The following is a 15,590-nucleotide window of genomic DNA, read 5'->3' on the forward strand; positions in this document are numbered from 1 at the left end:
AGGCACGTTCCTGCTATTTGGCGCAGGAGGATGTCTTTGGAAGCGACTCCCGCGGAGCAATGCGAAATTTGGTGCAGACGATTGCCGCTGAGACCGACCGGCCAGCTTGGTGATGAACCCATCAGGGAATGGCGCATTCGGCCCGAAATCTGTGCCGGATTATTCAAACGTTAAAAAAATATCGCCGAAATTAACGGCTTGTTTACCACGTTTCGTGAAAGGTGCGGGGTGAGCAGTGGTGATCCGCATTCCTTTTTCAAGTTTCGCGTTTACTTGGAGTGCCGCTACGCCGTTCAAGTTGAGAAAAGTCTAATCAACTGCTCTCTGGTGAACGGTCTCTCAAGCCAATGGCCTGGCCCTGACGGGGGTCCGAGCAGACGAAGCGAGCAGGAAGATGAACGGATCGCGATCCAATATCCCCCGGCATCCCGACAGGGCATCGCTCGATGCCCTGAACCGCACGATCGAGGGGTTAGAGGCGCGCATCGAAGGGCTGATGGGCCAGGGCAACCGCGAACCGAGGCAGCAGCCCGCCGCGCCCGAGCGCGAAAGCTACAGCAGACCCTACGAACCGAGACAGCCTTATGCGCGGGCGGAAACCCGACCCGATCCGCTTGCAGAAATCCGCGAGCGCCAGCGCACGCTCGACGCCGGCCGTGAACGGCCGGCCTACCATGAACCGGCGCCGGTTTCGCGCATGCCGGCACCGCAGGCTGCACCTGTCTATGGCACCTCGCCCGACACGATGACCGAGATCGCCCAGGCTCTTGTCAACCTGCGCCAGGACCTGAAGCGCGACATTTCGGAGGGTGTGGCACGCGAGATGAATGCGCTGCGCACGGAACTGCGCGAGATCAAGACGAGCGCGCAGGACGGACGTTTCGCCGACGACATCCGCGAAGACATGAGCCGGCTCGCCCAGAGCATCAATCAGCTCTCCAGCCGTTCTGCTGGGCCTGAGGCTGCGGGTCTGCGCAGCGAATTCGAAGAGCTGCGGTCGCTGATGGACGGGCTCGCCCGCGAAGATTCCATCCGCCACATGGAACACCGCTGGGACGGCTTCGAGAACCAGCTGCATGCGCTGGATACGGCAGGCCTGCAGGAAGAGTTGGTCTCGCTCGCCTACCGGCTCGACGACATCAAGCGCCACATCAGCGGCATGGGCGAAAGTCCGGCGGTGCGCGCGCTGGAAGGCAAGTTGATCTCGATCGCGACCGCGATGGAACAGTTCGGCAGCATGATCCAGCCGCATGACCGCGCCATGGCCGAGCAGTTTGCCGCGATGGATACGCGCCTTGACGAAATCAGCCGTGCGATCGCGGCAAGCGGCCGAAGTGCTGCAAGCGGCGACCCGGCGCTGATGCATCGCCTCGAAGGCCGGCTGAATGCGCTGGCCGAACAGATCGACATGGTGGGCCGAAGCGCGGAAAGCCGCGCCCTGCCCGCCGAAGGCCTCGCCGACCGGCTGGAAATACTGACGCTGCGTGTCGAGGAGATGGCCAATACAAAAGCGACGGCACGGCTCGACGAGCGGCTCGAGCAGCTTTCCTTCATGCTCGAACGCGCCCAGAAGGCGGTTCCGCAGGCAGATCTCAACGGCACGCTCGCAGACATCTCCCGCAAGATCGACGCGTTGGAGAGCGGCGCGGTCAACGACGTACTGGCGGAGCGGCTGGATTATCTCGCTCGCCGTATCGACCAGATGGAAGTCCAGCCTTTGACCGCTGCGGCTGCCGACGATGGTGCGTTCCGCCGCATCGAGGGACGGCTCAGCGACATCGCGGCACGCCTTGAGGAAAGCACGGCCGCACCTGCGACGGATTCGCGAGCACTCAAGAACCTCGAAGACCAGATCGCCAATCTCTCGGCGCTGATGAACACGCCGCGCGCGGGTGACGGCATTCCGGTCGAGCTCGACCGCCGCATGGGCGCGCTCGAAGACTACATGGCGACCAGCGACGAATACATCATCGAGGCTGCCCGTCAGGCAGCCGAAGCCGTCGTCGAGGCCTATTCCCGCAATGGCGGTTTGCAGGCCGGCACGGTCCCAGCCGCCGACATGTCGGCACTGAATGCGCTCGCAGAAGATCTGCGGCAACTGGAAGAGCTCAGCCGCAGCAGCGAGGATCGCACGCACAAGACCTTCCAGGCGCTGCACGAGACGCTGGTCCAGATTGCCGAACGCCTTGACGACATGGACACCCGCAGCCGGCCAGCGGCCCGCATGCCGGTCGCTAGTGCCGATTTCGAGATCGATCCTTACGCACTGGTCCCCGCCGGCGCCGAGGAAACCGAAACGCAGGCCGTGTTCGGCCAGAAGGGTGCCTCGCCGCTGATGCGTGCGGCGGATTCCGTCAGCGAGCCTGTGGTTCCCACAGCCGAGACGAGCGCGATTGCGATCGAAGCCGCGACCAAATCCGCTCCCCCCGCAGTGCCAGTGAAGGGGAGCCTGCTTGCGGCCCTCGGCAAGCGGCTGATTCCGGGCAAAAGGCAGGAGAAGGCGAAGGCTGTCGAGCGGACCGTCATCGATCCCGCGCCGTCGATCGATCCAGTCGATCTTATGCCCAGCGACGAAGCGTCGAACGAGCCGCTGGAGCCGGGCTCGGGCGCACCGGACGTGAAGAAGATCCTGGAGCGGGTGCGCGCCAGCCAGGCGGCGGCCCGCAACAATCCAAAGCCGGCAACGGAGAACGAGCGCGCCGACTATATCGCCGCCGCCCGCCGTGCGGCTCAGGCGGCGGCCATGGAAGCCGATCCAAGGGCGCAGCCAGTCAAAGCCGAGAAGAAATCCAAGGCGCCGAAGCCTGCCGGCGGCGCCAGCGCCTTCAGCCGCTTCCGCCGTCCGCTCCTGCTCGCTGCCGGTGCCGTGCTGCTCGCCATCATGGCCTTCCCGCTCGCCCGCACGCTGACGAGCGGCGAACAGGCGCCTCCGGCCGAAGTCTCGGTGCTTTCGGATGCCGCACGGAACCCCGTTGCAGCCGACAGTTCAGCCATGCCCGAACAGAGTGTGGAAGCAACGGCGGCCGGCATTCCGGCAGAATCCACGGAACCCGAGGCCATGGCAGAGCCCATAGCCGAGACGGCGCAAGCCACGACCGAGGCCATGCAGCCTGCGCCGACCGATCACCTGACCGACACCGTACCGCTTGACGGTGAAGGCGCTTCGACGCTGACGCCGGGGGGACCGGCGCAGGATGCGGCTGCGTTCGCACCCAATGATGCTCCGGCTTCCGCAAACGTCACGCCAGCGGCACCTTCCATCTCCGTGCCGGGCACCATTCAGCCGCAGGCGCTTGCCGATGCCGCCCGCCACGGCGATCCACTCGCACTCTTCGAGATCGGCGCACGCTACACGGAAGGCCGCAACGGCCTGACGGCCGACCAGGCGCAGGCTGCCAACTGGTATCAGTTTGCAGCCGACAAGGGCTTTGCTCCGGCGCAGTATCGCCTCGGCAGCATGTACGAGAAGGGGACCGGTGTTACGCGCGACATCGGCAAGGCCAAGGCCTTCTACGAGCAGGCCGCCTATCAGGGCAATGCCAGCGCCATGCACAATCTAGCCGTGCTCTACGCCTCCGGCGCGCTCGGCGAGCAGGATTATGCGGCCGCGGCAAACTGGTTCACGAAGGCTGCCAATCTCGGCATCACCGACAGCCAGTTCAATCTCGCCATCCTTTGCGCCCGCGGCAACGGTGTGGCCCAGGATCTCGGCGAAAGCTACAAGTGGTTCGCCATCGCCGCTGAGGGCGGCGACAAGGATGCAGGCGCCAAGCGCGACGAAGTGGCAAAGGCCATGAAGCCCGCCGATCTCGAAAAAGCCCGTGCTGCAGCGGGCGCCTGGAAGCCGCAGCCTCTCGACAATAAGGCAAACGGCATCGAAATTCCGGATGGCTGGGCGGGCAACGGCACGAAGACCTCGACCGTTGACATGAAGAAGGCGATCCGCAACATCCAGGCAATCCTCAATCACAGCGGCTTCGACGCCGGGACGCCGGACGGCGAGATGGGCGCGAAGACGACGGCGGCGATCAAGAGCTTCCAGAAATCGATCGGCCAGGAGCCGAGCGGCAGAATCAACGACGACACGGTAAAGGCGCTCCTGGAGCGCAACGCCAAGAACACGACCAAGGCTTGATGGAAGAACAAGGAAAGCGTCCGATCCCGACTGTGGTCGAGCACCGCCTTTTCTTCCGTCAGCTCACAAAGTGATGATCGAGATCCATGGCCAACGAGCGAGATACTCGTCACATTTCCGCCTGAACAAATCCGGCTGAGGATTGAGTGGGTTCATTCGCAGAATGCCGTGCCACATGTCGTCGAGCTTGTCCGGTGCGTAGAGACCGCGGTCCTCGATGCGTATTCCAATCCGCGTGCATAAGGTAAGATAGCGGTCGATGCCGTCTTCGACGTTCTTCAGGAACGGATATGGCTTCCCGAATTTCTCTGAGTACCACAGGTGAACGCGAGCCTGGTTCTTGATCTCGACCTTTTCCGAGAGTTCGCCCAGCAATTCCCTGGCACGGCAGATGACCATGTCCTCCGCTTCCCAGGAGAGGTCACGGTCGTCGAAGTAAAAGACATCGTAATCCTTGATGCCAAACTGCGCATCATTCCCGCTTTTGAGATTCCAGACGGTCTGGACGAGGCACCCGGCAGTCAGCATGCACTGCGGTAGCTGCAGAGCGGACAGCTCCTCCAGCAACTGGACGTTAATAGGATTCTCTCTGACGTAAGCGAAGAACTGCTGCTCGGTGATCGACAACGTTGCTCTCCTTGCGATCAGGTTGGGATTGCCTTGGTTCTCGATGTCAACGACCCTCCGACAGTCGCCCACCTTCCCTGTGGCATACTATCTATACCGCAATTTTGAACGGCCTTTTTGCGTCCGCCGCAAAAGGGTCGTTTTGCTTGTGGAATTTCCCGGCGTGATTTGATCACCGATGGGGGATTCGTGAATATTCGGCGAGCCGACGTGCCTTATTTCAGCCAATGGGAAACGCCGGAGATGACGCTGCCGGTCGTGGCGGAGGGTTCTGCTGCGCTCATGCGCGATCCGCTGTGGCGGCATTCTGGCGCGGAGACGATCGAGGAATATGCCCGCTGGGCCATCAATGTCTGCGGCATGGCCTGCCTGAAGATGATCCTTGCCGCGCGCGGCGAAATCCATCCGACACTCGAGCTTGCCCGCGGCTGCACGGCCTATGGCGGCTATGTCGTCAACGAAGCCGATGCCTCGATCAAGGGACTGATCTATGCGCCTTTCGTCAAGTTCGTCACCGAACGTTTCGGGTTGGGTGCGGAGACAAAGACGAATGTCGATACGGCCTCCATTCCCGAGCTCCTTTCGAAGGGGCAGTTCTTCATCGCCTCCGTGCATCATGCAATCCGCTGGCCGGAGCGCGCGCCGCCGTCCAAAGGTGGCCACCTCGTTCTGGTAACAGCCGCCTCGCCAGAGACCATCCGCTCACAATCCGTCAGGACACAATCCGGAAAGCCAGGCGCATGTAACGCTGCCGCTTGCCGTCTTCGACCGCTTCTTCGCCAACCGCGGCATCGCCGTCGGCTTCTAAGTCTTTTCAACGACAAGTCATCCCGGAGACACTTACATGATCGATGCATCGAACCGACTGCGGATTGCGGTGCTATTCGGCGGGCGCTCGACCGAGCACGATGTCTCTGTGCTTTCGGCGACGAACGTGATGCGTGTGCTGGGACCTCAAAAATACGATGCCATTCCAGTGTTCGTTACCCGCGAAGGACAATGGCTGTTGAGCAGCTTCGAGGATGGAACGCTTGCGAAACCCGAAAAAGGGACCGAGGTCTGCCTCGTACCGGGCGGACGCGGGCGTGTGTTCGCAATTCCTGCTGGCGGACCGGCTTACGAACTGCCCACGATCGACATCCTCTTTCCGGTCCTTCACGGCCTGCATGGTGAGGACGGCTCGGTGCAGGGCCTTGCGGAGGTTGCCCGCGTGCCGCTCGCCGGCTGCGGCATTCTCGGATCGGCGACTGCGCTGGACAAAGACATCGCCAAACAACTGCTAAAGGCGGCCGGGGTGCCGGTCGCGCGCTCGATGACGATCCATCAGGGTACAGAACCTTCACTCGCCGCACTGGAAAGCGAACTCGGCCTCCCGCTTTTCATCAAGCCGGCGCGGCAGGGCTCGTCGGTCGGCGTCAGGAAGATCCATGCCAGCCAGGAATTCGAGGGGGCACTAACCGAAGGCTTCAAGCACGATCGCAAGCTGCTGGCCGAGGAATTCGTTCGCGGGCGCGAGATCGAATTCAGCGTGCTGGAGGATACGGCGAGCAACCTCTTCGTCTCGCGGCCGGGCGAGATCGTGCCGGCGGAAAGTCATGGCTTCTATAGCTACGATGCGAAATATATCGACGAGGACGGCGCTGCGCTGAAAGTGCCGGCCGAGCTGCCGCCGGAGGTCGAGGTCGGCATGCGGGATATGGCCGCAAGGGCTTTCAGGGCCGTCGGCTGCGACAGCATGGCGCGCATCGACTTTTTCCTGACGCCAGACGTGCAATTCCTGGTCAACGAGATCAACACCATCCCCGGCTTCACCGATATCAGCATGTATTCCAAGGCAATGGCGGCAAGTGGCGTCAGCTACGCCGAGATCATAGACCGGCTCGTGGCGCATGGGCTGGCACGCGCCGGTCGATGACGATGACGTCCATCTGCTGGTGAACTATCCTCCGACCGTCCAGCTGTCGAAGCTCGTCAACAGTCTCAAGGGCGTGTCGAGCCGACTGCTACGCGAAGCCAGGCCGGAAGTGGCGGGGCGCACTTCAAGGGCGTGTTGTGGTCGCCGTCATATTTCGCCGCGTCATGCGGCGGCGCGCCTTTGGACATTGTCCGGCAGTATGTCGAGACCCAAAGGTCGCGCGCTTTCCTCCCCGCCTGAAGGACGGGGTTTCCGCGCGTGGTTCCGACGAAGGACGAGAGCGCCATGCCGAACAGCTCCGCGAGGTCGCTGATGCTAGCCAGGCCCTCGCCCAAGCGGCCAAGCACGGCACGACGCGTCGGGTCCGCGAGCGCCAGAAAGATACCGCTTAGCTGTTCTGAATACTGATCCATAAGGCTAAGTATCATGGGGGAAACACGTAGCGCAGGAGCTAAGTGTTTCCCGGCGAAGAAACTCCTCGCGCCGTCGTCACAAAATCTGAAAAAAGCCAAATTAATCGGAACTTATCGCTCGCGTCATACGCGGATCGCGTGTCGTTTATCGAAAGCCTCTGGCAACGATTTCACCGTATGATACGCCATTCGAACGGTACGCAAGACGCCTGCCCGGCGGGGCAGTTCATAATTCGGGGTCGGCTGTGACAATCTATCTGCCCATAGCAGAATTGTCGGTGAACATCTTCATCATCCTCGGCATGGGCGCGGCCGTCGGCTTCCTGTCCGGCATGTTCGGCGTCGGCGGCGGGTTTCTGATCACGCCACTGCTCATCTTCTACAACATCCCGCCCGTGGTCGCCGTCGCGACCGGCGCGAACCAGGTGGTCGCCTCCTCGATCTCCGGTGCGATTACGCATTTCAGGCGCGGGACGCTGGACGTGAAGCTTGGAACCGTACTGCTTGTCGGCGGTCTTACAGGCGCGACGATCGGCATCTGGATCTTTTCGCTGTTGCGGCGGGTCGGCCAGCTCGATCTCATCATCTCGCTGATGTACGTTATCTTCCTCGGCACGGTGGGCGGGCTGATGCTGCTTGAAAGCATCAACGCCATGCGGCGCGCCGCCAAGAACGTGCCGCCGACACGGCGCCGGCCCGGGCATCATCACTGGGTCCACCGCCTGCCGCTCAAGGTGCGCTTCAAGAAATCGAAGATTTTCCTCAGCGTCATCCCGATCGTTGCGCTCGGCTTCGGGATCGGAATCCTGACTTCCATCATGGGCGTCGGCGGCGGCTTCATCATGGTGCCGGCGATGATTTACCTGCTGCGTATCCCGACCAATGTCGTGGTCGGTACATCGCTGTTCCAGATCATATTCGTGACCGCCTACACCACCGTGGTGCAGGCCGCGACGAACTTCTCCGTCGACATCGTGTTAGCCTTCATCTTGATGGTGGCCGGCGTCGTCGGTGCGCAATACGGCGTGCGCGTCGGCCAGAAACTGCGCGGCGAGCAATTGCGGGCGCTGCTGGGGCTGCTCGTTCTCGCTGTCGGCATCCGCCTTGCGGTCGCGCTGGTTGTGACGCCCGCCGACGTCTATTCCGTCGTGATGGGGGCGTATTGATGAGACGGTTGCGCCTTTGCCTTTTCGGTCTCTTCTGCCTCTTGCCGGGGCTTGCCGCCGCGCAGATGCTGCTGCCGGGGCAGAACTCCGAAGAAGGGCGCGAGGGGCTGGAGATCGGTACCTCCAGCAGCGAAATCGCCATCACCTCCGATTTCCGCGGCGCGGATCTGACGATCTTCGGGGCGCTGACCAATACCGACAACCTGCTGCTTGCCGTCGGCCAGTACGACGTCGTCGTCGTCCTGGAAGGGCCGCGCGAGGATGCGACAGTGCGCAAAAAGCAACGCGTCTTCGGCATCTGGATCAATACCGATTCGATGACCTTCGAGGGCGTACCGCATTCCTATTCGATGTCGAGCTCGCGCTCGATCGACGATGTCGTGACGCCGCTCGACGTCGCCGACCAGGGGATCGGCATCGACCATATCCCGCTGACGCCCGTCGGCTTCGTTGGAGACGGCAGCAGCCTCGGCGAGTTCCGCACTGCTTTCCGTCGGCTGCAGCAGACCGGCGGGCTCTACGAACGCGACCCGACCGGTGTGCGCTTCGTCAGTTCCAATCTTTTCAAAGCAAGCCTCCGCCTGCCGGCCAACATCCCGAACGGCGTGCACACGGTGCGCGCGTATCTCTTCAAGAGCGGCATGTTCATAACGCAGAAATCGGTGCCGCTACGCGTCATCAAGACTGGCATCGAACAAATGATCACCGACGCAGCCCATGAGCAGCCGATCCCATACGGCATGTTCGCCGTGTTCCTGGCGATCGTGACCGGCTGGAGCGCCAGCATCGTCTTCCGTAAGGATTGATCAGGCGGACTTCTTCTTTTTCGCAACGACATCGAGATAGGCCTCGGTCAGGCGGCCGAGCACCGAGAGCGTTCCGGGCGGCAACTCTTTGCCGAGGTGCTTTGCCCGCAATTCGTTCATGAAATCTTCCCAAAGCTGCGGGCCGCCATTTTCCAGTAGTTCGGCACGAATGGAAAGCTCTTCCGACACCGGCAGATGCTTGCGGCCCCAGGCGCCCATATGGGCGAAGAGCGGAACGAGATCGATCGCCATTTCGGTAAGGCTATAGATTGCCTTCTGCTTGTGCGTGGGGTCGTCTTCCCTGGTCAGCAAGCCCTTGTCCATGAGGCGGCGCAGCCGGTCGGCAAGGATGTTCGATGCTATGCCCTCCTCCGAATTCTGCAACAGCTCGCGGAAATGACGGCGGTTGCCGAACATGATGTCGCGGATAACGATCAGACTCCAACGGTCGCCGAGGATTTCCAGCGTCAGATTGATCGGGCAGCCGGAGCGGTGAAGGTCGTTCATTTTCATCTCCAAAAACCACTTGCATTTTGCCATCAGTTTATCTAGCTTTCAACCGATTGCTATTTGCAACCGGTTTTGATTGTGATATGCCTAAACAAGCGGATGGAGGAAATGGACATGAGAAAGCTTGTGATCTGGAATCTGATGACGCTCGACGGCTACTTCGAAGGCACGAAGCCGTGGGATATCGACTTCCACAATCTGGCCTGGGGACCAGAACTGCAGAAATATTCCGAACAATTGGGTGAGGAAGGCGACCTGCTCGTCTTCGGCCGGAAGACCTACGAGGGCATGGCGGCCTACTGGCAGACGGCGGAAGAGGACGGCAGGATCAAGGACTACATGAACAGCATCCCGAAGATGGCGGTGTCGCGGACGATGACGGAGCCGGGCTGGAACAATGCCCGCGTTGTCAGCGATCCGGTTTCCGAGCTTCAAAAACTCAAGAAGGAGGACGGCAAGACGATCTTCATCTTCGGTAGCGCCGAACTCTGCGACTCGATGCTGAAGGTCGGTCTCGTCGACGAGATCCGCATCTGCCTGGTGCCGGTGATCCTCGGCGCCGGCAATCCGCATTTCAAGGCGACGAAAGAACAACTGCCGCTGAAGCTGCTGGAGGCAACGCCGTTGAAGACTGGCGGAGTGATCCTGCGTTACGAGCCGGTCAAGGCGGCGTGACGCCGGCATTCGTGACAGTTTGATGCAGATCAAGGTGTTAGGCTGATTCCTCCGTCAACATGTGAGCGTTGAAGGAGGAACCAGTCTATGCACAAACACATTCTCATCCCGACCGAGGGTTCGCAGCTTTCCACCGATGCGCTTGAAAAGGCTCTTGCCTTTGCGAAGGAGATCGGCGCCAAGGCAACGGTCCTGACCGTTGTCGAACCGTTCCATATCTTTTCCACGAATATCGATCAGCTCGAATCCACGCGCGAAAACTATGACCGTCACAGCAAGGAAGCGGCAGACCGGATCCTGGCGGATGCCGGCGCCCGGGCCAGGACGCATGGCGTCGATTGCGACACGACCCAGGTGACCAGCCACGAACCGGCGAAGGCGATCATCGATACGGCCGCGCAACGCGGCTGCGACCTGATCGCCATGGCATCGCACGGACGCGAAGGCTTCACCGCATTCATGGTCGGCAGCGTGACGATGAAGGTGCTCGCCCATTCGAAGACCCCGGTTCTGGTCTACCGGTGATCGGATCAAGCGCCTGCGGCAGCGGGGGCAAGCTTCGGCGCGATGTGCAAGTTCACCTTTGACTAAAAACCGAGTGTTAAGATTTACGAGTTAGTAATCTCTCGAAACGAGAGGTTCTGTTTTGCGTACCCGTAGTCTTCTCGCCCTGGTGCTTCTGGCGCTTGCAGCCGGCTGCGCTACGGCACCTAGCCAGACCAGAGACATCTGCGCCGTCTTCGACCAGCGGAACGGTTTCTTCAGCAATTGGCAGCGCGAGGCCGAGCGGGCCCAGAAGAAATACGGCGTGCCGGTTCCGATCCTGATGGCGACGATGTATGTGGAATCCGGCTTCCAGCCGAATGCCCGTCCGCCGCGCACGAAACTTTTCGGCTTCATTCCCTGGACGCGCCCTTCGACTGCCTACGGTTATTCGCAGGCGCTCGACGGCACCTGGGACCACTATCAGTCGGCGACCGGCAATTGGGCTGCGCGGCGCACCAACTTTGCCGACGCGATCGACTTCATCGGCTGGTACCATTACAGCAACAGCCAGGCGACGGGCATCCAGCTCAACGACGCCTACAGCCTTTATATCGCTTACTATTCGGGACCGGCAGGCTACAGACGCGGCGACTGGCGCTCGAATGCGCAGTTGCAGAAGACGGCGCGAAGATTTGCGAACATGGCGGCGACCTATCAGCAGCAGTTGCAGGGGTGTGATTAAGGGTCTTCCTTCTTCCCAGCGGGGAGAAGGTGGCCTGAAGGGTCGGATGAGGGGGCGGCACGGCAAACTCGTCTTCGCTCTCCGCTCGGACGCTCGCTCCTTCCTCGCTCCTTCATCTGTCCTGACGGACATCTTCTCCCTGCTGGGGAGAAGAGAGAACCGGTGCTACCCCCGCAAATTCCCGTATCTTACCGAATAAATCCGATCCCGCCCCAGCAGATGAGCGACCAAGGACGGCCCATCGAACAGGCCCGTCATCGCCTTGTGGCCGAGGTCCAATCCGCCGGTCATGACGCCGAAGGCGGGCATGAGGAGGCGGGCGCCGTCGGTAGCGAAGCACGGGCGGCGAACGGCTTTCTCCCGGCGGCGGACGGTGGCGGCGGGGTGCAGGTGGCCGGCGATTTCGCCTTGCTGCAGGCCGCCCCTTGGCTCATGACGGAAGGTCAGGTTGCTGTAATGCATCTCATCGACGGAAGAGCCGGGCAGATCGACCGTGCCGTCAGGGTCGTGATTGCCGTTGATCCATATCCATTCGCGGCCGCGGGCCATGTCGACGATCAGGGTGCGGGAGTTTTCCGGCAGATGCGCCGAGCCGACGCGGTCGTGAAAATTATCGCCGAGCGAGACGACGAGCTTCGGATTGTAGCGGGCGATGACGGCGGAGAGGACGGTGAGCGTCGCCAGCGTGTCGTAGGGCGGCAGCAGCATGCCGCGGCGGGCGAAGGCCGCACCCTTTTCGAGATGCAGGTCGGAAACCACGAGGATGCGGGCATCCGGCAGATAGAGCGCGCCGAGTGGATCGCAGACGGCCGCGACGCCATGAACAGAGGTCTCGACGCCGGGCATCGGGACCAATCCGTTCAATTCACATGCAAGCGCCAGGCGGTTCATCATTCTCGTCTATCCTGCGTTATCAAGCCAGCGCTTCAGCGATCAGATCGCCGGCCGCTTCGGCGAGCACCGCATCGTGGGCCTCGCCATGAACGGGCTCTTTGCCGATCTCCAGCATCACCGGTACGGCGAGCGGGGAAATGTGATCCAGCGCGCGATGCGTGATGTGACCCTTGATTCGTCTCAGCATATCGCCAAGCCGGGAAATATCCAAAAGGCCGCTCGCGGCGTCCTGGCGCGTCGCCTGCAGCAGAATGTGGTCCGGCTCGTGGCTGCGCAACACGTCGTAGATCAGATCGGCGGACACCGTCACCTGCCTTCCGGTCTTTTCCTTGCCGGGGTGGCGGCGCTCGATCAAGCCTGCAATCACGGCGCAATTGCGGAAAGTGCGCTTCAACAGGAAGGATTCGTCGAGCCAGGCTTCGAGATCGTCGCCGAGCATGTCCTCATCGAAGAGGTCGGAAAGGCTGAGACGGCCGTTCCGGATCATCAGGCCCATGTCCTCCAGTCCCCAGATGCCGAGCGAATAGTCTGTGGCGACGAAGCCGAGCGGCTTGGCGCCGGCCCGCTCCAGGCGGCGGGTGAGAAGCATGCCGAGCGTCTGATGCGCGAGGCGGCCCTCGAATGGATAAGCGACCATATAGTCGCGGCTGCCGCGCGGAAAAGTCTCGATCAGCAGCTCGTCGCGCTTCGGGAGCATCGACTTGTCCTTCTGCAGCGACAGCCAGTCACGCACCTGATCCGGCAAGCGATGCCAACGGTCGGGATCGGCGAGCATGGAGCGCACCTGATCGGCAAGATAGGTCGAGAGCGGAAACTTGCCGCCGGCATAGGACGGGATTTTCGGATCGAAGGAGAAGGCCTGGGAGACAAGCGCTTCGTTTTCCCGGATGCCTTCGAAGCGGAGCACCTTGCCGGAGAAGATGAAGGTGTCGCCCGGTGAAAGCTGTTCGAGGAAATATTCCTCGACCTTTCCAAGGGTGCCGCCGCCGCGGCCGATCTTGCCTGTCTCGCCGCGCTTCACCATCCGGATATTGAGCATCGGGCTTTCGACGATCGTGCCGAGATTCAAGCGGTACTGCTGGGCGACACGCGGATTGGAGACGCGCCAGAGGCCGTCCTTCGTCTTGCGGATCCGGGCGTAGCGCTCGTAGGTGCGCAGCGCATAGCCGCCGGTCGCGACGAAATCGACGATCCGCTCGAAGGTTTCCCACGAGAGATCGGCATAGGGAGAGGCGCTGGTAATCTCGCCGTACAGCTCCAGCATGTCGAAAGGCTCGGCGCAGGCCATGCCGAGGACGTGCTGGGCGAGCGCATCGAGCGCGCCCTTGCCGACGGGCGGAGTGTCCTGCGCTCCGATATAATTGGCGTCGAGGGCTGCCTGGCACTCCATGACCTCGAAACGGTTGGCGGGAACGAGGATCGCCTTGGAGGGCTCGTCCATGCGGTGATTTGCTCGGCCGATGCGCTGGGCAAGGCGCGAGGCGCCCTTCGGCGCGCCGACATGGATGACGAGGTCGACGTCACCCCAGTCGATCCCGAGATCGAGCGTCGAGGTGGCAACGACAGCCCGCAGCCTGTTGGCGGCCATGGCCGCCTCCACCTTGCGGCGCTGCGCGACATCGAGCGAGCCGTGATGCAGCGCGATTGGCAGGTTCTCTTCGTTCACCGTCCAGAGTTCCTGGAAGAGCATTTCGGCCTGCGATCGCGTGTTGACGAAAAGCAGCGTCGTCTGGTGCTCAGTCAGCTGCCTGTAGATATCGGGGACGGCGTATCTGGCGGAATGGCCGGACCAGGGGATATGCTCCTCCGTCGTAAGGATCGAGATATCCGGCTTGGCGCCGCCTTCGACGGTCACCAGGCCGGCGTGCCGTTCCCTGCCCTCCTCCTGCGCAACCAGCCATTTCTGCAGGTCCATGGGCTCGGCGACGGTGGCGGAGAGGCCAATGGTCCTGAGCTCGGGCACGAGGCGGCGCAGCCGGGCAAGGCCGAGGGACAGCATATGGCCGCGTTTCGACGTGACGAGCGAATGCAGCTCGTCGAAAACGACATATCTCAGATCTTTGAAGAAGCGTTCCGCCTCCCTGTTGGCGAGCAGCAGCGCCACCTGCTCCGGCGTCGTCAGCAGGATATCGGGCGGATTGAGCCTCTGGCGCTGGCGCTTGGCGTTCGGCGTGTCGCCGGTGCGGTTCTCGACGGTGACCGGCAGGCCCATCTCACCGACCGGCTTCATGAGGTTGCGTTCGATATCGACGGCGAGTGCCTTCAGCGGCGAGACGTAAAGCGTGTGGATGCCCGTAAAGGCAGAGCCCGGCAGGCGTTTGCCGCGGCGCGTGAGATCGGTCAGCGCCGGCAGGAAACCGGCGAGCGTTTTTCCGGCGCCGGTCGGCGCGATCAGCAGCGTGCTTTCGCCTGCTTCGGCGCGGGCCAGCAATTCCAGCTGATGGGCGCGGGGCCGCCAGCCCTTTTCCGCAAACCAGCGGATGAAGGGGGCGGGCAAGGCGGCGCGGGCTTCGGAATCGATCTGGTCCACGGGACAAAGGTAGTGAAACCGACGTGAAAGAGAAGAGCGGCCGCGCCTCACATGGCGATATAGCGGTCCTTGCGATGGTTGATGGCGAGCGTGAGGTTCAGCACCATGGCGCCGAGCACCGAGCAGGCGATAATGAAGGGGCTGGCGACAAAGAAGGAAAGTGCCAGAATGAGGCCATCGAAACCCAGCTGCACGATGCCCGCACGCCAACCGAAGCGATCCTGGATGTAAAGCGCCAGGATGCCGATGCCGCCGAGGCTTGCGCGATGGCGGAAAAGCGCCAGCATGCCGGCGCCGATGACAAGACCGCCGAAGAGCGCACCGGCGACCGGATCGACATGCGAGAGGCCGAGGAAGCGCGGGGCGATCTCCGACAGTGCAGAAGTGAGCGCGATCGCAATAAAGGTCTTGATCGTGAAGGCAGGGCCGAGGCGGTGGAAGGCGAGATAATAGAACGGCAGGTTCACACCAAAGAAGCAGAGGCCGAAGCCCCAGCCTGTCGCATAGTGCAGCAGGAATGCCATGCCTGCGGTGCCGCCTGCCAGAAGGCCGGCGCTGGAGAGAAGCGAGACGCCGAGCACGGCAAGCATGCTGCCCGCTACAAGCCCCTGCGTGTCATCGAAAAGCGAGTGTCTGTCCGGCGACGAGTTCAGAAGTCCGGCAAAAGCGGCTTTTGCTGCCATTGTTTTCC

At 62.0% G+C, this 15,590-nt stretch carries 12 protein-coding genes and 2 pseudogenes; 9 read left to right on the top strand and 5 right to left on the bottom strand.

From position 1 onward, the window contains the following. Positions 1-394: 394 nt before the first annotated feature. On the top strand, positions 395-4,135 hold the full coding sequence (locus BN1800_RS09550; RefSeq protein ID WP_086996807.1) for a peptidoglycan-binding protein: 3,741 nt from the start codon (positions 395-397) through the stop codon (positions 4,133-4,135). Positions 4,136-4,198: 63 nt separating this feature from the next. On the opposite strand, the gene BN1800_RS09555 is transcribed toward BN1800_RS09550, so the two are convergent. Beyond that, the gene (locus BN1800_RS09555) at positions 4,199-4,762 is read right to left on the bottom strand and encodes a nucleotidyltransferase family protein (protein WP_086996810.1); all 564 of its coding nucleotides are present in this window, start codon (positions 4,760-4,762) and stop codon (positions 4,199-4,201) included. 243 nt (positions 4,763-5,005) lie between these two features. Here BN1800_RS09555 and BN1800_RS09560 point away from each other — a divergent pair. From BN1800_RS09560 to BN1800_RS09585, 5 genes and pseudogenes are all read left to right on the top strand, one after another. Beyond that, positions 5,006-5,570: pseudogene (locus BN1800_RS09560) on the top strand (C39 family peptidase). Positions 5,571-5,606: 36 nt separating this feature from the next. After that, the gene (locus BN1800_RS09565; RefSeq protein WP_086996814.1) at positions 5,607-6,677 is read left to right on the top strand and encodes a D-alanine--D-alanine ligase family protein; all 1,071 of its coding nucleotides are present in this window, start codon (positions 5,607-5,609) and stop codon (positions 6,675-6,677) included. Beyond that, positions 6,673-6,917 (top strand): annotated as a pseudogene (gene tnpA / locus BN1800_RS09570) (IS200/IS605 family transposase); the annotation flags it as partial. The gene BN1800_RS09565 and the pseudogene tnpA, both read left to right, overlap by 5 nt. Positions 6,918-7,335: 418 nt before the next feature. Next, positions 7,336-8,256 carry a sulfite exporter TauE/SafE family protein gene (locus BN1800_RS09580; protein WP_027513315.1) on the top strand — a complete coding sequence of 307 codons (921 nt, stop codon included), beginning with the start codon at positions 7,336-7,338 and terminating at the stop codon, positions 8,254-8,256. Then, positions 8,256-9,062: a TIGR02186 family protein gene (locus BN1800_RS09585; protein WP_027513314.1), complete on the top strand. Its 807-nt coding sequence runs from the start codon at positions 8,256-8,258 to the stop codon at positions 9,060-9,062. The genes BN1800_RS09580 and BN1800_RS09585 overlap by 1 nt, the downstream gene beginning before the upstream one ends. On the opposite strand, the gene BN1800_RS09590 is transcribed toward BN1800_RS09585, so the two are convergent. Then, on the bottom strand, positions 9,063-9,569 hold the full coding sequence (locus BN1800_RS09590; protein ID WP_086997195.1) for a winged helix-turn-helix transcriptional regulator: 507 nt from the start codon (positions 9,567-9,569) through the stop codon (positions 9,063-9,065). A 117-nt stretch (positions 9,570-9,686) separates the two neighbouring features. On the opposite strand from BN1800_RS09590, the gene BN1800_RS09595 reads away from it, so the two are divergent. The 3 genes from BN1800_RS09595 (at position 9,687) to BN1800_RS09605 (ending at position 11,475) form a co-directional block, all read left to right on the top strand. Then, positions 9,687-10,247, top strand: coding sequence for a dihydrofolate reductase family protein (locus BN1800_RS09595; protein ID WP_086997197.1), 561 nt, complete (start codon positions 9,687-9,689; stop codon positions 10,245-10,247). A gap of 87 nt (positions 10,248-10,334) precedes the next feature. Next, positions 10,335-10,772, top strand: coding sequence for a universal stress protein (locus BN1800_RS09600; RefSeq protein WP_086996817.1), 438 nt, complete (start codon positions 10,335-10,337; stop codon positions 10,770-10,772). A 121-nt stretch (positions 10,773-10,893) separates the two neighbouring features. After that, entirely contained in the window at positions 10,894-11,475 is a 582-nt protein-coding gene (locus tag BN1800_RS09605) for a transglycosylase SLT domain-containing protein (RefSeq protein ID WP_027513310.1), read from the top strand. Positions 11,476-11,640: 165 nt separating this feature from the next. Here BN1800_RS09605 and pdeM read toward each other — a convergent pair whose 3' ends face one another. Genes pdeM through BN1800_RS09620 form a run of 3 tightly spaced genes read right to left on the bottom strand, consistent with a single transcriptional unit; the run spans position 11,641 to position 15,582 of the window. Continuing rightward, a complete protein-coding gene (gene pdeM / locus BN1800_RS09610) occupies positions 11,641-12,369 on the bottom strand; it encodes a ligase-associated DNA damage response endonuclease PdeM (RefSeq protein ID WP_027513309.1) in 729 nt (242 codons plus the stop codon). A 19-nt stretch (positions 12,370-12,388) separates the two neighbouring features. Further along, positions 12,389-14,899 carry a ligase-associated DNA damage response DEXH box helicase gene (locus BN1800_RS09615; protein ID WP_086996820.1) on the bottom strand — a complete coding sequence of 837 codons (2,511 nt, stop codon included), beginning with the start codon at positions 14,897-14,899 and terminating at the stop codon, positions 12,389-12,391. A 47-nt stretch (positions 14,900-14,946) separates the two neighbouring features. Continuing rightward, positions 14,947-15,582, bottom strand: a complete 636-nt coding sequence (locus BN1800_RS09620) for a YitT family protein (RefSeq protein WP_027513307.1) — start codon at positions 15,580-15,582, stop codon at positions 14,947-14,949. Positions 15,583-15,590 lie beyond the last annotated feature (8 nt).

This window comes from Rhizobium sullae, assembly GCF_900169785.1.
Lineage (GTDB): Bacteria > Pseudomonadota > Alphaproteobacteria > Rhizobiales > Rhizobiaceae > Rhizobium > Rhizobium sullae.